Genomic DNA, 19,546 nt, shown 5'->3' with positions numbered 1-19,546 from the left:
ATGGCGCGAAACCCTCAAAGCGGTAACCGGCTCAGGCCGGTCGATCTGGCCCGTGCGCACGGTCTGTCCACCCAGGCCGTCAGGAACTACGAGGCGGACGGCATCCTCCCGGCCGCCGATCGCACCCCGCACGGCTACCGCACCTACACCCCGCTGCACGCGGGGGCCCTGCGCGCCTTCCTCGCCCTGGTGCCCGGACACGGACACCGGACGGCGGCGTCGATCATGCGAGCCGTCAACCGGGGCGCGATCGACGAGGCGCTCCGTCTCGTCGACGAGAGTCACGCCCAGCTCCTCGACGACCGCGAGACCCTCCGGGCCGTGGAACGGGCCCTGCGGGATCTGGCGCCCACCCCGCCGTCCGAGCCCGCCGCCGACGCCACTGCGGCCGCGCGGTCCGGCCCCGCCGGCACCTTCATCGGGCCCCTGGCCGGACGCCTCGGCATCCGGCCCGCCACGCTGCGCACCTGGGAGCGCGCGGGGCTGGTCAGCCCGCGCCGCGATCCGCGCACCGGCTACCGCGTCTACGACGAGGCCGACGTGCGCGACGCCCGCCTGGCCCACCAACTCAGGCGCGGGGGCTATCTGTTGGAGCAGATCGCCCCACTGATCGCCCAGGTCCGGAGGGCCGGCGGGCTGGAGCCGCTGGAGACCGCGCTGCGCGACTGGCACGCCCGGCTGTCCGCCCGGGGCCGGGCACTGCTGACCGGAGCCGGGGAACTGGACGCGTACCTCCGGCTCCGCGACGACCGCGGCTGAGCCGGCCACCCCGCGGTGTCCCTCCCCTGAGGTGACACCGCAATCCCGGATCGTCAGGTGGCACCTCGCCCGGTGACCCCGCTACCGCGCAGGACGCATCTCGACCGCGGGGTTCTCGTCCGGGTGCGGAGCCGCCTGACGCCGGTCCAGGAACGTCAGTACGGGAGCCGTCATCACCGTGGTGACCAGGGCGACGACGACCAGGACGCCGAAAAGGGCCGGCGAGGCGATGCCCGCGTTGAGGCCGACGTTGATAGCGATGAGCTGCATCAGCCCGCGCGCGTTCATCAGCGCGCCCACCCGCAGGGCGGTCTCCGGCGGCTCGCCCAGCATCCTCGCCGCCGCCCAGCACGCACCGAACTTGCCGATGATCGCCACCGCCACACAGGCGACGGTGAACAGGATCAGACCGCTGCCGGACAGCAGCGTGAAGTCCGTGTTGAGCCCCGAGTAGGTGAAGAACAGGGGCAGGAACACGATGCGGCTGATCGGCGCGATGGCCGTCACGGCCCGGGTCACCACCGGGTCGCGGGGAAAGACCACGCCGAGGCTGAAGGCGCCGAACACGGCGTACAGGCCGATGCGGTCGGTGTACCAGGCGGCGAGGAACAGCAGGAGCACGGTGACCAGCAGCATGTGCTCCTCGGTCAGCCGCCGCGCCCGCTCCAGGGCCCTGGCCCGGACGCGGAGGAAGACGCCGAGGAACACGGCGAGCCCGGCCGCGCCGCCCACGGCCAGCAGGAAGGTGTCCGCGTTGCCGCCCGCCATGCTCAGCACCATCGCCAGCAGCACCCACGCCACGACGTCGTCCAGCGCGCCGGAGGCCAGCGCGACCGAGCCGAAGCGGGTGTCGGTCAGGCCGCGTTCGGTGATGATCCGGGCCAGCATCGGGAACGCGGTGATGGCCACGGTGACCCCGACGAACAGCGCGCCCACCGTGGGCGAGACACCGTCCGGGTAGAGGTCCACCGCGCCGTGCGCCGCCCAGGCCAGCCCGGAGCCGAGCAGGAGGGGCACCACGACGCCGGCCGCCGAGACGGGCACCGCCGTGCGGCCCACCGACCGCAGCCGGTCGGTCCGGAACTCGTAGCCGGCCAGGAACATGAAGACGACGAGACCGACCTGCCCGGCCACGTACAGCACGGGTCGCATCTCGTCCGGGAACAGGGATTTCTCCAGGCCGGGGGAGAGGAGGCCGAGAACGGAGGGCCCGAGGGCCACCCCGGCGACCATCTCCCCGACCACGGGCGGCTGGCCGAGGCGGCGCAGGAGCAGACTGACGAGACGGCAGACGGTGAGGATGACGGCCACGGCCAGGAAGAACGCCGGGCCCATCTCGGTGGTGGACAACGATGACTCCTGGGGGAGAAGACCTATGGAGGCCCATGGAGACCCATGGAGGCCCGCGCGGACCCGGGGAGGTCCACGAGGGGCCGTGGGGATGACGGCTTCACGCCCCGCGGCCCGGGTACGGGCAGGCCGTCGCGCCGTGCTCCCGTCCCGCCCCGGCGCCCAGCGGGCGGCCCTCGGTGTCGTACCGGGCGAAGTACGTGGTGGCGGGCCTGGTACGGCGGGCTTCCAGCACCATCCAGGTGCCGAGGACCAGTTGCAGCACGCTGCGTCCGACGTCCTCGGCCCGGTCGCGAACGGCCAGCGCCGTGCGCAGCGCGAGCCTGGTGGCCCGGGAGGCGGGCCGCTCGCGGGGCAGCAGCAGACAGGGAGCGCGGTGCGGGATGGAACGGGTGTGCCCGACCGGTGAGTCGAGCACGTGGCGGGCCAGCACCTCCCGGGTCGCGGCGCGCATCACGACCGGTGCGAGGCGCCAGGCGGGACAGGGCCGGTTGGCGGCGACGCCGAAGGGGATGTGGTGGGCGTTCCTCGCGGACAGCGTCGCCCAGCGCTCCGGGTCGAAACGCTCGGGGTCGGTGTGGCCGGTGGCGTGGTAGTCGGGGTAGCTGAAGGTGAGGACGGAGCCCGCCGGGATCGTGGGCAGGCCGTCGAGCGCGATGTCGGCGGTGGTGATGCGGTGCGCCACCCCGAACAGCGGGAACAGCCGGAACGTCTCGTTCATGACGTGCGACAGGTAGCGGTCGTCGTCGGGCGTGTCCGCCACCTTCCGCTGTACGTCCGGGTGCTGGGCCAGGGCCAGCAGGAGATGGGCCATCGCCTCGGACATCTGGACCACGGCGGTGTTGAAGAAGGTGCCCTGCAGATAGAACGCCTGCTGACGGCGGGTCAGGCTGCCGGGGAGTTCGCGCGGCACGTCACCGGCGGCCAGCCGGCGCAGCAGATAGCGGGTCAGCCGGTGCCTGCGTCGCATGTGGCGCGGCCGGGTGCACTTGAGGGCGTCGACCACGTCGGTGGCGTTGGCGACGATCAGCCGCCGGGCCTCGGCCGGGCAGGGCTCCCGGAAGACCAGTTCGTAGAAGAACTCGGCCCACACCGGCATCATCAGGTCGCGCAGCCGCACGGACCGGATCCGGCCGGTGTCCGCGCTCTCCAGGACGCGCCGGGTGGCCCGCGCCGCGGCGGCGTACAGCTCGGCCGACGGGCCGGAGAGGATGGCGAGCGTCCGCCGGGCCACCTCGTCGTAGCGGGGACCGGCCTCCAGATGCTCCTGGTGGACGTCGGCGCCGGGCGCGAGCCAGTACCAGAACAGGTCGGACAGTGCCGCGCCCTTGCTGCGGCCCCCGGCCGCGGGGTGGCCGTAGACCTCCTGGAAGCGGTCGGCGCCGAAGACGGCGCTGGGCAGCGGTATGCCCTCGTCGCCGTTGACGCGGGCGAAGACCTTCATCCGCAGGGCGACGACCCGGCCCGGCAGCCAGGCGGGCAGGGACAGCAGCAGCGCGCCGCCCAGAGCCGTCGCCGCCGTCGTCCTCCGGCTCACCATGCCGGTTCTCCTTTCGGCCGGCGGTACGGGAAGCCGCGTGCGACGACCTGGTCGGCGGTGAGATCTCCGGGCCGGTGCCCGCCGCACAGGGCGAGCACCTGGGCGAAGTCCGCGCGCAGCGTGCTCAGCAGCTCCGTCACCCCGTCCTCGCCGCCCGTCGCCAGCGCCCACAGCACCGGCCGCCCCACGCCGGCGGCGACCGCTCCCAGGGCCAGGGCGAGCGCGATGTCGGTGCCGCGGCGCACCCCGCCGTCCACGAGGACCGGTATCCGTCCCGCGACGGCCTCGGCGACGGCCGGGAGCGCCTCGACCGCCGCCGGAGCGGCGTCGAGCTGCCGTCCCCCGTGGTTGGACACGAGCAGCGCGTCGACGCCCTGCTCGACCGCCGTCCGTGCGTCCGCCGGATGCAGCACGCCCTTGAGGACGAGGGGCAGGTCGGTCAGGTCGCGCAGCCGCCGCAGATCGTCCCAGCCCGCCGGCCACATGGCGATGTCGCGGGTGCCGCCGGGCGCGGCACCGGGCAGGTCCCGCATGTTCTCGGCCGCGAGTGTGGGCGGCAGGTCGTGGAAGCCGTTGCGCAGGTCCCGGGTGCGGCTCCCGAACACGGGGGAGTCGACGGTGACCACGAGGGCGGAGCAGCCCGCACGCTCGGCCCGGCGCACGAGTTCGGCGGTGACCTCGTGTTCCGGCTGGAGGTACAGCTGGAACCAGACGACGGCCTCCGGGTCCCGCGCGCGGGCCGCGGCGACGACCTCCGCGACGGCGGTGGTGGCGGCCATGCCGGTGACCAGCGGGGTCCCGGTCGCGGCGGCGGCACGCGCGGTGGCCAGTTCGCCGTCGGGATGCGCGAGACGGTGGAAGGCGGTCGGCGAGACGAAGATCGGGGCCGGCCACTCCCGGCCCAGCACAGTGACGCGGGTGCCGGAGCCGGGGCCGCCGCGCAGCACCCGGGGGAGCAGGGCCAGCCGGGCGAAGGCGTCCTCGTTCTCCCGCAGCGCCCTCTCCTCGCCCGCGCCGCCGGCGATGAAGTCGTAGTGCTCCGGCAGCAGTTGCGCGCGGGCCCGGCGTGCCAGTGCGGCCGGATCGTACGCCGGGCCCGTCCGCGGGCCGGTCACGGCCTGGGCGCGGCGGACGCCCCGCCGACCGGGAGGCCGTCCGCGGCGGACAGCCGGGAGGCGAGGAAGGAGGCGAGCGGGCCGACGTGGACGTCCGGGTCGTCCCACTCGTTCTCCAGGTTCTCCGTGAGGTGGTGTTCCGCGACCGGCTTTCCGGTGCCGTCCGGCAGGAACTGCCGTACCACGGGGTGGAGATAGCGTGCGTCGAGGCCACCGGTGTCCCGCTGGGGCGTCCTTGTGACCGTGACGTCGAAGGGGTCGACCTGGTCGTGGTCGGCGCCGTACTCCAGGGTGACGGCGAAGTAGCCGGCCAGGTCCCCGAACTCGCCCCGGGCGGCGGCCTCGTGCAGATGCGCCACCGGGACCTCCTCGCAGTACCGGGCCCCGCCGTCGGTGCCGAGCAGCACCGCGTCGCCGAGGAACCCGAACAACTGCCAAAGGGCGGAGGTGCGATTGACCCGCGCGACGATCGCGTCGCCCACCGCGTCCGCGGTGGCGGGCAGGTCGGTGTGCGGCCAGTCCCGGTCGTGGTAACGGCGTTCGAGTATGCGGCTGAGTGCCTTCACCCCGTACCGGAAACCGTGGATGAAACCACTGGTGGACTTCTTGAAATCGAGGGACTGGGTGATCGTCCCGGCGAAATACAGATCGGGTACGTTCACGGATTCCCACGCGCTGGTGAGCTGCGGGAACCGGTCCTTGATGACGAGGTCGGGACGGCAGTCTTCGTCGAATATCGAGGCGTCGAAGCGGAATCCGGTGGCCAGGATCACCCGGTCGTACGGGATGTCCTTCACCACTTCCTCGACGCGGGCGAACCTGACGCTCACCAAATAGGTGCCGTCCGGCTGCCGTGCTATGCGCAGGATGTCGCCGTCCAGTACGGCGTTCTGCGACTTCAGCTGATAAGTGTCGAGGAAGTTGTTGTTCACCGCGCGGAGATGTCCGACGAAGTGTGTCCGCCAGGCGAGCTTGAGGGAGCCGGGTCCGGCGACGTGGATGACGGCGGCGGTCTCGATGAGATTGTCGGCGGTCTCGAAGGCGGAATTGCCGCGCCCGATGACGAGGACGCGCTGGTCGGTGAAGTCCGCGGGGTCGACGGTCACCGTGTCGTAGCGTTCGGCCTCCTCGACGCCCTCGATGGCCGGCACATACGGCTGGGAGACGCCCGTGGCGACGATGATCCGGCGCGCCCGGATAACGTTGCCATTCTGGTCCGTCGCCGTGAAGAGGCCGTCCGCGGGCCGGGTGACGCGGGTGACCCGGGTGTCGAGGCGGATGCGCAACCCCTGGGTCCGCGCGAAGTCCGCCAGGTAGCGCACCATGTCGTCGGCCGGAGGGAAGTAGCGCGGGGAGTAGGCGGTGAAGAGGGGTCCGTCGTCCGAGAGGAGGGAATTCCAGTCGACGCGCAGGCGCATTTCCGGATCGCTCCAGCCGGTGTGCACCTTGTTGGACGAGATAAGCGTTCTATGCCGGGGAAAACGTGTGAAGAAGGAGCCTGGAGTGTTGCTCCGCTCCACGATGAGGTAATCCCGGCCGTTCTTTTCCAGGAAGTATCCGGCCTGGAGGCCGGCGGGGCCGCCGCCGATGACGAGATAGTCGACCTGCGTTAAAGCAGACATGGGTTCGTCCTGCCTTCCGTGGGGGCGGAAAGGACCTTACTTGATGGTTAAAGCACTGATCCAGACCGCCTTCGTGTGACGTAGGTCACTCGCCTCTCGGGTCGGTGAATTCCTTCCGTCGGTTAACGTGAGGCGTGTTTGGCGGTCCGAGTGGGCCCATTCGCCTTCGGCATGGTCGCTTTCCAGACATTCACGCCGTCTTTTGTGTCGGCTGCTTCCGGTCCAGAATGGAGACGAAGTGGACGAAAAGCCCGGGGGTCTCTTTCCGCAGGCGTTCGTCGACGCCTTCCGCGACGCCCCCGACCTGCCCGCCTTCGAGCACGGGGCGCGCACGGTCACCCGGGGCGAGATGCTCGACCTCACCGCCGGCTTCGCCCGGGGGCTGCGCACCGCGGGCCTGGTTCCGGGAGCCCGCGTGGCCCTCGACACCGGCGTCACACCGGAGGCGTTCGCGGTGCGCGTCGCGGCCCACCTGGTCGGCTGCCAGGTGGTCGGGCTGCGCCCCGGACTGACCCGTGAGCACCTGCGCGACATCCTCGCCCGGGACATCGACGCCGTGGTGACGGACGACGCCGCCGGCCGCCCCGAACTGGCCGCCGCGGCGGGCCGGTCACGACTCCTGGAGACCGGCGGCGCGCTGCGGCCCCCGAAGGGCTTCACCGCCGCACCCGGCGACCTCACCCCCCGCGGCGACCGCGACGGCGTGGGCGTCATCCACCTCACCAGCGGCAGCACCGGCCGGCCCAAGGGCACGATGGTGACCTACGGGGCCCTCTCCGAGCACTGGGCCCTGCAGCCCGCCCGCTGGACCGACCGGGTCCGGCGCCTCGCCGCGCGCTACGAACGGTTCCTGCTCTTCGGCACCCTCACCAGCGCCGTCATGTTCGAGCACGTGGGCCTCGCCCTGCTGGCCGGGGGCACCGCGGTCATCCCGCACCAGCCCCTGGTCTTCCCCGACGTCTTCGCCGACCTGCGCGTCACCGCCTGCATGACCACGGTGCCGCGCCTGTACGGCATTCTCGACGCCGTGCGCGACACGGGCGCGGACACCAGCAGTCTGCGTGCCCTCGTCGTGGCCGGATCCCCTCTTGCCCCGCACCGGCTGACCGAGGCGGCCGAGCTGCTCGGACCCGTGACCCACCACGCCTACGGGCAGACCGAGACGGGCATGCTCACCCTCCTCGAACCCGACGAACTCGCCGCCGACCCCCGCCTCGCCGACACGGTGGGACGCCCGCTCGACACGGTCGAGCTGACCGTGCGCGACGAGGACGGCCGCGACCTCCCGGCGGGCGGCACGGGCGAGGTGTGGGTGCGGGCGGCGGACGCGTTCTGCGGCTACTGGGAGGACCCGCGGGAGTCGGCGGACGTCCTGCGCGACGGCTGGGTCCGCACCCGGGACCTCGGCCGGCTCGACGCGGGCGGATACCTCCGGCTGACCGGACGCGCGCGCGACGTCGTCATCGTCAACGCCATCGTGCACTACGCGGGCCCCATCGAGCGCGTCCTCGCCTCCCACCCCGATGTGGACCAGGCATACGTCGTCGGAATCCCGGACGAGCGGACGGGCGAGGCCATCCACGCCTTCGTGGTCCCCCAACCGGGCCGTGCGCCGAAGCGGGCGGCGCTGCTCGAACTGGTGGCACGGACCCTGGGCGAGGCCAGCGTCCCCGCGGGCGTCAGCACCCTCACCGACGTCCCCGTCGCGGCGAGCGGCAAGCCCGACAAGGCCGCCCTGCGCGCCCTGCTGACACGCCCCTGAACGGACCCGCGCCGCACGGGCGGACGGCCGCGGGGCACCCGGCACGACCCTCCCGGCCCGCGACGGGCCGCGAGACCGTCCGCCACGGCGGGCGGGGACCGGCCGGTGGCCGGGGTCAACCGGTGACACCGGCCCGGACGGTCCCGAGGCGTTCCGGCCGGACGACGTGCGGCGAGCCGTGCGGACAGGGGCGCGAGCGGTGCCACCCGTCCGGGCCGGTACGTCAGGGCCGGTGCGTCAGGTCCGGCCCGCTCAGGCAGTCCCGGGCCGCCGTGCGGAACGCCGCCACCAGCCGGCCGCGGTCGGCGGCCCGGGTCGCCACGACGACGTGACCCGGTTCGACGCCGCGCAGCGGCACCGTGGTGAGGTCGGGGCGTATCCCGGCCGCGTACAGGGCGGCCGGGACGATGGCCACGGCCTGCCCGGCGGCGATGCATTCGAGCTTGTCCTCGATGGTCTCGACCGGGGGCCCGTCGGGCGCGGGCCGGCCGCCGGGGCGCGGGTCGATGCGCCAGTAGGCGTCCCACTCCGGGTCCGGGAAGCGGGGGATCGGCTCGCCGTCGATGTCGTCGAGGGTCGCCGACTCCTTGCCGGCCAGCCGGTGCCCGAGCGGGACGAGCAGCAGTTTCGGCTCGTCGTAGAGGATCGTCACGCGCAGGTCGTCGGTCCGCAGCGGCAGCCGGGTGACCGCCGCGTCGACCCGCCGGTCCAGCAGGGCCGCGCGCGGCTCGTTCCACTCCAGGTGGAGCGTGCGCACATCGGCGTCGGGGTGTTCGTGCCGCAGGTTCCGCACCGCCGGGGTGACGATCAGACCGGCCGTGTAGCCGACGGTGATCCGGGTGGGCCGCGCGGCGGCCCGGGCGTCGGCCCCGGCCCGCTCGGAGGCACGCAGCAGGGCGTGCGCGTGGGGGAGGAACGCCTCTCCCGCCTCGGTGAGCCGTGTGCCCTGCCGCGTGCGGTCCAGGAGCCGCGCCCCCACCTGGGCCTCGAGCCGGCCGATCTGCCGGCTCAACGACGGCTGGGCGATGTGCAGTTCGGCCGCGGCCCGGCCGTAGTGCAGATGCGAGGCGACGGCGGTGAAGTAGCGCACCAGCCGCAGATCGAGATCCGTCATGCCGGAACGGTATTACGTGGTGCGGAACAGGTCTTTGATCACTCAGGGTGTGCGTCCCTAGCGTGAGAGCCATGCCTACGGACAACGAGATCGCAGTCAAGCGCTTCTACGACGCCCTCGCCACGGGAGACACCTCGCTGGTCGACGCGGCCCTCGCCCCCGACTGGGAGGCCGTCCCGGCCCTGCGCACCGGGCCCGGCGCGGACGGCTGGAAGAAGAGCATCGAGCACCTGCGCGGCGTGTTCTCCGGTCTGACCGTCACGATCGCCGACGTCGTCGCGTCCGGTGACATGGTGGCGGTGCGTTCGGTCGGCCGCGGGGTGCACGTCGGGGAACTGCTCGGCGTCGAGGGCACCGGCCGTGAGGTCGAGTTCCGGGCCTCGGACTTCCACCAGGTGGTCGACGGCCGGATCGTGCGGACCTGGCACCTGGAGGACTACTTCGGGATCGCCACCCGGATCGGACTGGAGTTCACCCGTGGCGCTTGACGGCAAGACCGCGGTGGTGACCGGAGCGGCGCGCGGCATCGGGTACGCCTACTGCCAACGCCTCGCCGCGGACGGCGCGAACGTGGTCGCCGTCGACATCGAGGACCCGGCCGCCGCCGTGCGGGAACTGCCGGGCAGCGGCGACAAGTTGGGGCTGGTGTGCGACGTCGGCGAGCCGTCCCGGGTCGACACCGCGGTCGGCACGGTCCTCGACCGGTACGGGCGCTGCGACATCCTCGTCAACAACGCGGGCGTCTTTCCCTTCACCGACCTCGACCATGTGACGATCGAGCTGTGGCGCAGGGTCCAGGCGGTCAACGTCGAGGCGATCCTGCTCTTCGCCCGGGCGTTCGCCCCGGGGATGCGGGCCGCCGGCTGGGGACGCATCGTCAACACCGGCTCGGGCATCACCCTGATGCAGAACCGCGATCTGGCGTACATGACCAGCAAGGGCACCGTGCACGCGCTGACCCGGGCGCTCGCCAACGAACTCGGCGACAGCGGCATCACCGTCAACGCGATCGCGCCCGGCCTGGTGGCCACCGACGGCTTCCTGGGCCGGGTGAGGACGAACGGCCCGAGCGCCGAGGAGGTGATCGCCCGGATGACGGCCATGCAGACCATCAAGCGCCCGTCGGTCCCGGCCGACCTCGGCAACGCCCTCGCCTTCCTGGTCTCCGACGACGCCGACTTCGTCACCGGCCAGATCCTGCACGTGGACGGCGGGGTGACCCGTACCGGAGCCTGACCCGGTTCGACGCCGTGGCCGACCGGTCTCCTGTTCACCCGAACAGGTGGTTTGGCGAGCTGCGACGGCCTGCCCGCACCCGGAGGCAGTGTGCTGGAGCGCGCAGGCACGTCCGGGCCGCGGAACGCCCGGGCCGGAATCCACTCCGGTCGGCACGGCGACGGAGCCTGGTTCGAGAACTGGGGGACGACCGGTATGACCTCTTCTCAGGCCGACGGCCGGGGGCTGGACGAGCAGGCGGTCCTGCTCGTGGCGGGCCTGGCGGACCTGGCCGTCAGCACCGTGGGCTCGGCCCTCGGCACGGCACGGCAGCTGCTGCGCCGGTCCGACGGGCCCGACCTCGCACGCGAAGCCCACCAGGACCTGCTGGCCCGCGGCCGCATCGTGCTGGACCGCTACGCCGCCGCACCGCCCGCCCACCTGGAGGTGCTGGCCCAGCACGCGAGGACACGCCGGACGGCGCCCGGCGGCGATGTCTGAGCGCTTCGACACCGCCGGGTTGAAGGCCCGTGTCGACACCGTCCTGCACGAGTTCCTCGCCGAGGAGGCCGAGCGGCTCTGCGCGATCGACGACGCGCTCGCGCCGGTGGCCGGGCAACTGCGGGCGGCGGCCGAGCACGGCAAGCGGCTGCGGGCGGCGTTCTGCTACTGGGGATGGCGCGCGGCCGGCCAGCCCGACAGCGATCCCCTCGTACGCGCGGCGGCCTCCATGGAACTGGTGCACGCCGCCGCGGTCGTCCACGACGACCTCATCGACGACAGCCCGCTGCGCCATGAACAGCCCACCGCCCACGTGGCGTTGCGGGCCGCCGTCACCGGCCGGCCCCGGGCCCGGGCCGCCGCCCGCGCGCTGGCCATGCTGGTCGGCGACCATCTGATGGCGCTGGCGGGCCAGTTGTTCGCCACCAGCGGCCTGCCCGCCGCCTACCTCGGCCGCGCGCGCCCGATGTGGGGCGACCTGGCAAGGGAGTTGATCGCCGGCGAGTGCCTGGAGATCCTCTACACCGGCGGGGAACCCGACCCGCTCGTGTCGCTGAAGGTGGTGCGCTACAAGACCGCCAAGTACACGGTCGAGCAACCGCTGCTCATCGGCGCGCTGCTCGCCGGTGCCGTCGCCCGGCTGCGGGCCGGTCTGTCCGCGTACGGGCTGCCGCTGGGCGAGGCGTTCCAGCTGCGCGACGATCTGCTGGGTCTGTTCGGGGACCCCGGCCGCACCGGCAAGGCGAGCCTGGACGACATCCGCGGCCGCCGGCCCACCGCGCTGCTGGCCGTGACCTGGCGGGACGCCCCGCCCGACCAGCGCCGGCGACTCGCCGGCGTGCTGGGCCGCCGGGACCTCACCGCCGACGATCTGCGCGATGTCCGCGAGCTGATGACCGCCCTCAAGGCCCCCGATCAGGTGGAGGACATGATCGCCTCCCGGGTGCGGGAAGCCGTCGGCAGCCTGGACGCCCTCGACCTGCCGCACCCGGCCCGCCGGGCCCTGACCGAGCTGGCCGGCTCGGCCACCGACCGTCGGTACTGACCGGATCACCCTCGCCCGCCCGACCGCCCCCACCGGCCCGATCACCCCTCACTGATCCGCCCCTCCGCACGACGGCCGACCCTCGTAGCCGAGCGGCTCACCGGAAGGACTGCCGACATGACCTGCACCGATGCCTCCATGGACACCCTGCGCCAGTCGGGGGACGAACTCGCCGACGCGGTGGTGGCCACCTTGTTCGAACGGGGCGAGGTGGGCACGTTCAACACCCTGATGCGCTACGTCTCCACGGCCGGCGCCCCGCTCCCCGACGGGCTGCCCGACGTCGCCCGCGAGTACCTGCGGGCCACCGCCGTGCCGCCGGCCTGGGTGGACTGGGGGGAGATGGAGAAGGCCCGGCTGTTCTTCATCGACAACAACGTGCACATCTCCACCGCGCTGTCGTTCGCCTCCATGCCCGCCTGCTACGTCGTCCCCCACGTCGCGAAACTGCTGTCGGCCACCCATGGGCTGGACTATCCGTCCAGGCGGATGGCGGAGACCGGCCAGTTCACCGTCTACCTCATGCAGCCCGACGCCTTCGAGGCGGGCGGCAAGTTCGTCCCGGCCGCGCAGAAGGTCCGTCTGCTGCACGCCTCCATCCGCCATCACCTCAGGCGGGAGGGCCGCTGGGACGTCGAGGCGCTGGGCGCGCCGATCTGCCAGGAGGACATGATCGGCGGGCAGATGTTCTTCTCCCTGCTCGTCCTGGACAGCCTGCACCGCCTCGGCATCCACATGAGCGTCGAAGGGGCGGAGGCCTACTACTACGCCTGGCGCGTCGTCGGCGCGATGCTCGGCGTCGACCAGGACGCCGTCCCCAAGACCCTGGAGGAGGCCAGGCAGTTCCTCGACCTGTACATGATCCGGCACATGGGTCCCTCGCCCGAAGGCGCCCACCTGACCCGACAGCTGATCGACCTCTACGAGGAGGTCGTCCCCGGCACCTTCTTCGACCCGATCGTCTCCGCCCTGATCCGCTACCTCATCGGCGACACCTGCGCCGACTGGCTCCAGGTCCCGCGCACCGCCTGGGACACCGTGGTCAAGGCCGCCCCCAGCCTGCTCGGCGTGCTGGAGACCATCGAGGACCGGTCCCCGCTGGGCGCCTGGGCCCTGGACCGCCTCGGCCACCTCACCACCATCTTCGAACTGTCCTCCCTCACCCGTGGCCGCGTCATGCACTACGCCATCCCCGAGCAGCTGAAGAAGGACTTCGGCGTCACCGGCACCGTGCCGCGCACCCGCCGCTGGACACCGCCCGCGCCGACGGTCGCGCCCTGACGGCCCGTCGAAAGCACACGAGGCTCGGCGGGAAGGGGCGACGACCGCCCGCGGGGAACACCGGCGTCCGTGCGTGCCCGCCGTGGGAGTGAACGGACCGGCGTCGACGGGCCGGGCCGCGTGTTCCGGCCGGGCCGGCCGTAGCCTGCGGCCATGACCGACGCACTGACACGGAGTCCCGACGACGCCTTCGAGATGCTGATGTCCGGCAACCAGCGGTTCGTCACCGGCTTGCCCGAGCACCCCAACCAGGACGCCGCGCGCCGCGCCGAGACGGCGCCGGCCCAGAGCCCCTTCGCGGTCATGTTCGGGTGCTCGGACTCGCGGCTGGCCGCCGAGATCATCTTCGACCAGGGCCTGGGCGACCTGTTCGTGGTCCGCACCGCCGGGCATGTCGTCGGCGCGGAGGTGCTGGGCAGCATCGAGTACGGGGTGAGCGTGCTGGACTGCCCGCTGGTCGTGGTCCTGGGCCACGACTCGTGCGGGGCCATCGCGGCCGCCCGCGCCGCGGCCGACGGCGGCAGGGCGCCCGCCGGTTTCGTCCGGGACGTCGTCGAGCGGGTGACCCCCAGCGTCCTGGCGGCCCGCGCCGCCGGACGGAACCAGGAGGAGGACTTCCTCCACGAGCACATCCGGCACACCGTCGGCCTGCTGCTGGACCGCTCCCGCGTCCTGGCCGAGCGGGTGGCCACCGGCCGCGTCGGCGTGGCGGGCCTGTCCTACCGGCTGGCCGACGGCAGCGCCCGGCTGGTCTCCTCCCACGGCCTGAGCGGGGTCACCGTCCCCGCGGGGTGACCCCCCTGTCCGGTCCGCCCCGAAGCCGCGCCCGCGTCCGCCGCCGGCGCGGCGCACCGGCGCGGCACCTCGACGCCGCCGCCCGGCAGCCGGACGCCGAGGGCGACATCCGTCACCGTCGCCGCCGGCCACCTGGACAGGTCAGGGCACACCGAGACGGCCCGCGCCCCCGGTCGACACCGGTGCCGGCGTCGCGGCCCGGCATGCCGGGGCGGGCGCCGGTGCCGCTTCCCGTCCGTCTCGTCATGGCTCCTCGACCACCCCTCGTGCATCATTGACGCGACTGCCACTTCATCTGCGATCGAATTCTTTCGGCCTCAACGCCCCTTATGACTGCGGAGGTTCGCGATGGCGTCGACGCGCGTCCATCTCGTGCTGGTGCACGGGCTGTTCTCCTCGGCCAAGGTGTGGAGGGCGTTCGAGACGCTCATCGCCGACGACCCCGAACTGGCCGGACTGGTCAGCGTCCACCCCTTCGAGTACGACTCCCCCCTCGGCCGGCTCCGGCCCGACCGCCGGGTCGCCGAGACCGACGACATCGCCGACCAGCTGGGCACCTTCCTGGAGACCGAACTCGCCGACGCCGAACGGATCGTGCTGGTCACACACAGCCAAGGCGGCCTCGTCGTCCAGCGGTTCCTCGCCCGCAAGCTGTGGAACGGCGAAGGCGCCGAACTGGCCCGGATCAAGCACTTCACCATGTTCGCCTGCCCCAACACCGGTTCGGGTTTCTTCCTCACCATGCGCAAGTTCCTGAAGCTCTGGAACAACCCGCAGGAGAAGCAGTTGAGGCCCTTCGACCGGGCGGTGACCGAGGCGCAACGCACGGTTCTGGGCTCGGTGGTGCACGCCCGCGCGTACAGCGACACGGAATGCCCCATACCCGTGCGCGCCTATGGCGGTTCCACCGACGAGATCGTGCCCCCCATCGTCGCCCGGGGCCTGTTCCCCAAGGGCGGCGTGATCACCGCGGACCATTTCTCCATCGTCCAGCCCGCGGACCGTACGGCCGCCTCCTACCTGGCCGTGCGCGCGGCGCTCCTGGAGGTGGCCGAGGGCCCGTCGGCCATCCGGCGGCCCCCCGCCCCGGCGGCGGACGAGGAGGACGCCGCCCCGGACGGTGCCGGAACCACGGTGGACGCCGCGGGCGGCGTCCCCTCGCCCGCGGCCGACGCCCCCGGCTTCGCCCCCTACCCGGCGCCGCCCTACGGCCAGCTGAACGACGGCCAGTTGAAGGGCAAGGACCGGCAGGAACTCGTCGCCTACCTGCTGTCCGAGCAGGCCTACCAGCAGGTGCACATCGTGGCGGGCCTGGGCGGCTCGGGAAAGAGCCGGATCGCGCTGGAGACCGCCGAACGCGCCCAGCGCGCCGGCCGCCGCGTGTGGTGGGTGTCCATGCCCGAACTCAGCCTCCGGATGCGGATGATCGCGCGCGATCTGGGCGCCCCGTCCATCAACGTGGAGCGGGCCTGGCTCGTCGGCCAGGCCATGGACCTCGTGTGGACCTTCCTCGACGCCTGCCCCGACCCCTGGCTGCTGATCTTCGACAACGCCGACGAGCCGGAACGCCTCGGGCCTCCCGACGGCCCGCTCGCGGCCGGAACCGGCTGGCTGCGCAAGCCGCAGAATCCGCGGGGCACCGTCGTCGTCACCAGCCGGGTGCGCCGTCGGCACGCCTGGGGTGAAATCGGCCGGATCCACCAGGTCCTGCCGCTGGACGAGCACGACGGCGCCTCCATGCTCCTCGAACGGACCGGGGGCCTCGGTGGTACCAACGAGGACGCCCGCGGACTGTCGAGGGAGCTGGGCGGGCTGCCGCTCGCCCTGCGGCACGCCGCCGACGTGATCAAAGCGGTCAACGAGAGCCAGATATCCCTGGGCAGCGACATCAGGAACTTCGAGACGTTCCGCCGCACCGTGAACACCTCCGCGGGCCAGGACGGACCCCAGCTCAGCGAACTGCTGGGCCGGGAGATCGTGGAGAAGGTCTGCGGCATCGGCATGAACCTGCTCACCGAGCACGACCTGCCCCAGGCGCCGACCCTGCTGAAGGTCTTCACCTGCCTGAGCATCGCCCCGATCCCCTACCGCTGCCTGCTGTCCGGGCCCGCGCTCGCCCAGTCCCCGCTCTTCCCCGGGGCCACCGCCGAGAGCACCAACGCCGCCCTCGAAGGCCTGGAGGAAGTCGGGCTCGTGGACGCCTACGAGCGCGAGGACGTCGCCCATCGCGAGCTGGCCGGAATGCTGACCCTGCACCCCGTGGTGCACGGCGTGCTGCGCGAGGACGAGGAGGTGCGGGCCCGGCCCGCCGACTTCTACGGCGTCGCGCTGCGCATGCTCCTGTCGGCCACCGACCACCGCAATCCCGACCACCCCGCCAACTGGCCCCTGTGGGCGGCCCTCGCCCCGCACGCACTGGAGGTGTCCAAGGCCTGCCTGCTCGGTGAACCGCGGCTGTCCGACCGCACGGTGCGCACCGAGGCCCTCGAACTGGCCCGGCTCACCGCCCGCTACCTCATCGCCACGGGTCTGCCGGCTCCCGCCTACGACCTGGTCGTCCCGCTGATCGAACGCTGCGCCTCCTTCGGCTTCGACGAGGACGACCGCGAGATCCTCGGCCTGCGCCACGAACACGGCCGTATCCACCTCGACCGGGAACAACTGACCGAGGCCGAACGGGTGCTGAGCCTCGTGGTGCGGGCACGGGCCCGGATCCTGGGCGAGGACCACGCGGACACCCTCGCCAGCAGGCACAAGCTGGCCCGCGCGATCCACGAGCAGACGGGGCGGCAGACCGAGGCGGAGGCCATGCTGCGCTCCATCGTCGAAGCGGAGAAGCAGGTGCGCGGCCACGAGCACTACGACACCCTCGTCGTGCGCCACACGCTGGCCCGCACCATGCAGGCCCTCGGCGCGCACCGCGAGGCCGAGGCGGAGGCCCGCCAGATCCTCGACATCAGCCGCCGCAACCACTGGCCGCCGGCCACACCCGAGGTCCTGCGGGTCAGGGAGACCCTGTCGCACTCGCTGCTGAGCCAGAACCGTGCGCAGGAGGCGGAACAGGTCATCCGCGAGGCGCTGCGGGACGCCTCCCAGCCCTCGGACTCCAACCTCGTGATGCGCCTGCGCTACACCTTCGTCCTCGTCCTCCTCGGAATACGCGGGCGCACACCCGAAGCGGTGAGCGAACTTCGCACTCTTGTGCTCGACCTCGACCGGGTGGTCAGTTCCAAACACCCGCTGTCCGTCCAGGCCAGAGCCCTCCTGGACAAGACCTTGCGGGAAATGCCGACCTGAAACCCCTTTATTTCCACGGAAGTTGACGGAAATGCGCGGTCGGCGGCTCTCTTGCGCGTAGCCTGGCGGTGCCTCACCCTGAGTGATGCGTCCCTTACTCGAACGCGCGGAGGTCCACCTATGGCTGCTCTCCCCACCACCGACACCTACGACGATCATTCCCTGACGTGGGGCGCCCCGGGGAGCGAGCTCGAGGAGTTGCAGGCGGAGGCGGGCCGACGCATCGCGATGGAAGCACTCGAGGCAGGACGCCAGGCACTCGAACTCGATGCGAAGACCGCGTTCCGCCCCACCACCGGAGCGCCTCCCGAGTAGGTGAGGCGGGGCGCCTTCGTTTTCCGCTGTCTTTCAGAGCGTCGGGGGAGACCCACGAATGACAACAGGGACATCCGCTCGGGACATGCCGCACGTCGCGCCGCACGATCCGTTCTTCCGCGTCGCCACCGCATCCGCCTTCACCCACGAACTCCTCTCCGGCCTCGCCGCCGGGCGGTACGCGGCCGTCCGGGTGCCCGGCTTCTTCTCCGCTGAGCGCTGCGAGGAGATCCTCACCGCCCTGGAACGCAGGACGTTCGACTCGTACGGCACGACGCGCGTCCAGCCGCCGGTCATGCGGTTCGGCGTGGGGATCAGCGACCACATGGCGGACGGGGGAGTGGCCGACAGCTACTGGGAGGCGCTGGAGGGGCACTCCCGGGCGTGGCGGGCCCTCGGCCTCTCGTTCGACCCCTTCGCCGTCTGCCGGGAGGCACTGGGTGCGCACTGGCCCGGCGGCGCCGTGGTCGGCCGGCGGGGCGGGCGCCGACTCGGCGACGGTGTGGCGAGGGAGCCCAACCAGGGCTTCCTCGTGCACTTCGACGACGCGTCGCGCGAATACCGGGAGGACCTGCTCGACGTTCCCCTGATCGGCCAGTTCGCCTTCAACCTCTATCTCAGTGTGCCCCCTTCGGGCGGTGAGACGGTGCTGTGGCGGCACCGGTGGCAACCGGGGGACGAGGCGTACCGGCTGCCCGGCTCCTACGGCTATGACGAGGCCGTCGTGCGCGGTGCCGAATCCCTGGAGATCACCCCCCGGGTCGGCGAGGCGCTGCTCATCGACCCCCGCAACTTCCACGCGGTACGCCCGAGCCGGGGCGCTCGGCGGGTGGCGCTGGGTTTCGCGGTCGGACTGGCCTCGTCCGGGCAGCTGGTCACCTGGGCCTGACCACCCCGACCGGCCGCGACCGGCACCGATCGCGCGCCGACCGGGCGCTCCGCGGCACTTTTGACTCCTCGGTGACGGAGCGACTACGTTCAGGTGATGGAAATCCTGCGCTACGTGGCCTTCAGCAGCGACCCCCGGGGCGGGAACCCGGCAGGTGTGGTGCTGGACGCCACCGGCATCGACGAAGCGACGATGGCCGCCGTGGCGGCCGAAGTCGGCTACTCGGAAACGGCGTTCGTCGTCCCGCGCCCCGACGGCGCGCTCGACATCCGGTACTTCAGCCCGCAGACCGAGGTCCCCTTCTGCGGCCACGCCACCATCGCGACGGCCGTCGCCCACGCGTCGCGGCACGGCGTCGGCCGGCTGCTGCTGCACACCCGGGCGGGAACCGTCCCCGTGACCACCTCGACCGCCCCGGACGGGTCCGTCACGGCCACCCTGGTCAGCGTCGAGCCCCGCACGACGGACCTCGCCGACGCCGACCTCGCCGAACTCCTCGCGACGCTCGGCTGGTCCGCGACCGACCTCGACCCGGCCCTGCCGGCCCAGGTCGCCTACGCCGGCGCCTGGCACCCGGTCATCGCCGCCGCCGACCGGGCACGGCTTGCCGACCTCGACTACGACATGCCGGCGCTCAACGCCCTCATGGCGCGCCGGAACTGGACCACCATCGCCCTCGTGCACCGGGAGTCGGACACCGTCTTCCACGCCCGCAACGCCTTCCCGCCGGGCGGCGTCGTCGAGGACCCGGCCACCGGCGCGGCGGCCGCGGCGCTCGGCGGATACCTCCGCCGCAACGGGCTGGTCACGCCACCCACCGTACTGACCGTCCACCAGGGCGTGGACATGGGCCGCCCGAGCCTCCTGACGGTGGCGATCCCGGCGGACCCGGCCGCCGGCATCGAGGTGACGGGGACGGCGGTCCCCCTCCCCTGAACCGGCCCGC

The 19,546-nt window shown here is 72.6% G+C and carries 17 protein-coding genes; 12 read left to right on the top strand and 5 right to left on the bottom strand.

All coding sequences use genetic code 11. From position 1 onward, the window contains the following. Positions 1–759 carry a TioE family transcriptional regulator gene (locus ACSP97_RS01370; RefSeq protein WP_355327704.1) on the top strand — a complete coding sequence of 253 codons (759 nt, stop codon included), beginning with the start codon at positions 1–3 and terminating at the stop codon, positions 757–759. Positions 760–840: 81 nt separating this feature from the next. On the opposite strand, the gene ACSP97_RS01365 is transcribed toward ACSP97_RS01370, so the two are convergent. The 4 genes from ACSP97_RS01365 to ACSP97_RS01350 all read right to left on the bottom strand — a co-directional run bounded on the left by ACSP97_RS01365 (position 841) and on the right by ACSP97_RS01350 (position 6,386). Further along, complete coding sequence (locus tag ACSP97_RS01365) at positions 841–2,109, bottom strand: cation:proton antiporter (protein ID WP_355147321.1); 1,269 nt, start codon at positions 2,107–2,109, stop codon at positions 841–843. A 100-nt stretch (positions 2,110–2,209) separates the two neighbouring features. Beyond that, positions 2,210–3,649 (bottom strand): cytochrome P450, encoded by a 1,440-nt coding sequence (locus ACSP97_RS01360; RefSeq protein ID WP_440556111.1) that lies wholly within the window; start codon positions 3,647–3,649, stop codon positions 2,210–2,212. Continuing rightward, positions 3,643–4,764 carry an alpha-hydroxy acid oxidase gene (locus ACSP97_RS01355; RefSeq protein WP_388312920.1) on the bottom strand — a complete coding sequence of 374 codons (1,122 nt, stop codon included), beginning with the start codon at positions 4,762–4,764 and terminating at the stop codon, positions 3,643–3,645. The genes ACSP97_RS01360 and ACSP97_RS01355 overlap by 7 nt, the downstream gene beginning before the upstream one ends. After that, positions 4,761–6,386 carry an NAD(P)-binding domain-containing protein gene (locus ACSP97_RS01350; protein ID WP_440556110.1) on the bottom strand — a complete coding sequence of 542 codons (1,626 nt, stop codon included), beginning with the start codon at positions 6,384–6,386 and terminating at the stop codon, positions 4,761–4,763. The genes ACSP97_RS01355 and ACSP97_RS01350 overlap by 4 nt, the downstream gene beginning before the upstream one ends. A 238-nt stretch (positions 6,387–6,624) precedes the next feature. Between ACSP97_RS01350 and ACSP97_RS01345 the strand changes: the two genes are divergently transcribed. Then, a complete protein-coding gene (locus ACSP97_RS01345) occupies positions 6,625–8,148 on the top strand; it encodes a class I adenylate-forming enzyme family protein (protein ID WP_358275099.1) in 1,524 nt (507 codons plus the stop codon). Positions 8,149–8,371: 223 nt separating this feature from the next. On the opposite strand, the gene ACSP97_RS01340 is transcribed toward ACSP97_RS01345, so the two are convergent. Further along, entirely contained in the window at positions 8,372–9,262 is an 891-nt protein-coding gene (locus ACSP97_RS01340; protein ID WP_440556109.1) for a LysR family transcriptional regulator, read from the bottom strand. Positions 9,263–9,333: 71 nt separating this feature from the next. Between ACSP97_RS01340 and ACSP97_RS01335 the strand changes: the two genes are divergently transcribed. From ACSP97_RS01335 to ACSP97_RS01290, 10 genes are all read left to right on the top strand, one after another. Continuing rightward, a complete protein-coding gene (locus ACSP97_RS01335) occupies positions 9,334–9,750 on the top strand; it encodes an ester cyclase (protein WP_440556108.1) in 417 nt (138 codons plus the stop codon). After that, the gene (locus ACSP97_RS01330) at positions 9,740–10,498 is read left to right on the top strand and encodes an SDR family NAD(P)-dependent oxidoreductase (protein WP_358680013.1); all 759 of its coding nucleotides are present in this window, start codon (positions 9,740–9,742) and stop codon (positions 10,496–10,498) included. Before ACSP97_RS01335 ends, ACSP97_RS01330 begins: the two co-directional genes overlap by 11 nt. A gap of 195 nt (positions 10,499–10,693) precedes the next feature. Then, entirely contained in the window at positions 10,694–10,978 is a 285-nt protein-coding gene (locus ACSP97_RS01325; RefSeq protein WP_355147337.1) for a polyprenyl synthetase, read from the top strand. Next, entirely contained in the window at positions 10,971–12,023 is a 1,053-nt protein-coding gene (locus tag ACSP97_RS01320; RefSeq protein WP_440556107.1) for a polyprenyl synthetase family protein, read from the top strand. Before ACSP97_RS01325 ends, ACSP97_RS01320 begins: the two co-directional genes overlap by 8 nt. Before the next feature lie 117 nt (positions 12,024–12,140). Then, positions 12,141–13,304, top strand: coding sequence for an oxygenase MpaB family protein (locus ACSP97_RS01315; protein WP_440556106.1), 1,164 nt, complete (start codon positions 12,141–12,143; stop codon positions 13,302–13,304). Positions 13,305–13,457: 153 nt separating this feature from the next. After that, positions 13,458–14,099 (top strand): carbonic anhydrase, encoded by a 642-nt coding sequence (locus ACSP97_RS01310; protein ID WP_440556105.1) that lies wholly within the window; start codon positions 13,458–13,460, stop codon positions 14,097–14,099. Positions 14,100–14,447: 348 nt separating this feature from the next. Then, positions 14,448–17,396: an alpha/beta fold hydrolase gene (locus tag ACSP97_RS01305; protein WP_440556104.1), complete on the top strand. Its 2,949-nt coding sequence runs from the start codon at positions 14,448–14,450 to the stop codon at positions 17,394–17,396. 120 nt (positions 17,397–17,516) lie between these two features. Beyond that, complete coding sequence (locus ACSP97_RS01300) at positions 17,517–17,711, top strand: hypothetical protein (protein WP_355147347.1); 195 nt, start codon at positions 17,517–17,519, stop codon at positions 17,709–17,711. Positions 17,712–17,796: 85 nt separating this feature from the next. Then, positions 17,797–18,600, top strand: a complete 804-nt coding sequence (locus ACSP97_RS01295; RefSeq protein ID WP_355147349.1) for a proline hydroxylase — start codon at positions 17,797–17,799, stop codon at positions 18,598–18,600. A gap of 96 nt (positions 18,601–18,696) precedes the next feature. Beyond that, positions 18,697–19,536 (top strand): PhzF family phenazine biosynthesis protein, encoded by an 840-nt coding sequence (locus ACSP97_RS01290; RefSeq protein WP_440556103.1) that lies wholly within the window; start codon positions 18,697–18,699, stop codon positions 19,534–19,536. Positions 19,537–19,546: the final 10 nt, after the last annotated feature.

Source organism: Streptomyces sp. SCPE 10 (assembly GCF_051980735.1).
In the GTDB taxonomy this organism is placed as follows: Bacteria; Actinomycetota; Actinomycetes; order Streptomycetales; family Streptomycetaceae; genus Streptomyces; species Streptomyces misionensis.
This window is presented reverse-complemented; position numbering and strand designations above follow the sequence as displayed.

Bases quoted from the DNA above. Each gene is read 5' to 3' on its own strand.
- ACSP97_RS01290 (WP_440556103.1), top strand. From the start codon at position 18,697: ATGGAAATCCTGCGCTACGTGGCCTTCAGCAGCGACCCCCGGGGCGGG.
- ACSP97_RS01310 (WP_440556105.1), top strand. From the start codon at position 13,458: ATGACCGACGCACTGACACGGAGTCCCGACGACGCCTTCGAGATGCTG.
- ACSP97_RS01320 (WP_440556107.1), top strand. From the start codon at position 10,971: ATGTCTGAGCGCTTCGACACCGCCGGGTTGAAGGCCCGTGTCGACACC.
- ACSP97_RS01340 (WP_440556109.1), bottom strand. From the start codon at position 9,262: ATGACGGATCTCGATCTGCGGCTGGTGCGCTACTTCACCGCCGTCGCC.
- ACSP97_RS01370 (WP_355327704.1), top strand. From the start codon at position 1: ATGGCGCGAAACCCTCAAAGCGGTAACCGGCTCAGGCCGGTCGATCTG.
- ACSP97_RS01315 (WP_440556106.1), top strand. From the start codon at position 12,141: ATGACCTGCACCGATGCCTCCATGGACACCCTGCGCCAGTCGGGGGAC.
- ACSP97_RS01335 (WP_440556108.1), top strand. From the start codon at position 9,334: ATGCCTACGGACAACGAGATCGCAGTCAAGCGCTTCTACGACGCCCTC.
- ACSP97_RS01350 (WP_440556110.1), bottom strand. From the start codon at position 6,386: ATGTCTGCTTTAACGCAGGTCGACTATCTCGTCATCGGCGGCGGCCCC.
- ACSP97_RS01360 (WP_440556111.1), bottom strand. From the start codon at position 3,649: ATGGTGAGCCGGAGGACGACGGCGGCGACGGCTCTGGGCGGCGCGCTG.
- ACSP97_RS01300 (WP_355147347.1), top strand. From the start codon at position 17,517: ATGGCTGCTCTCCCCACCACCGACACCTACGACGATCATTCCCTGACG.
- ACSP97_RS01295 (WP_355147349.1), top strand. From the start codon at position 17,797: ATGCCGCACGTCGCGCCGCACGATCCGTTCTTCCGCGTCGCCACCGCA.
- ACSP97_RS01305 (WP_440556104.1), top strand. From the start codon at position 14,448: ATGGCGTCGACGCGCGTCCATCTCGTGCTGGTGCACGGGCTGTTCTCC.
- ACSP97_RS01325 (WP_355147337.1), top strand. From the start codon at position 10,694: ATGACCTCTTCTCAGGCCGACGGCCGGGGGCTGGACGAGCAGGCGGTC.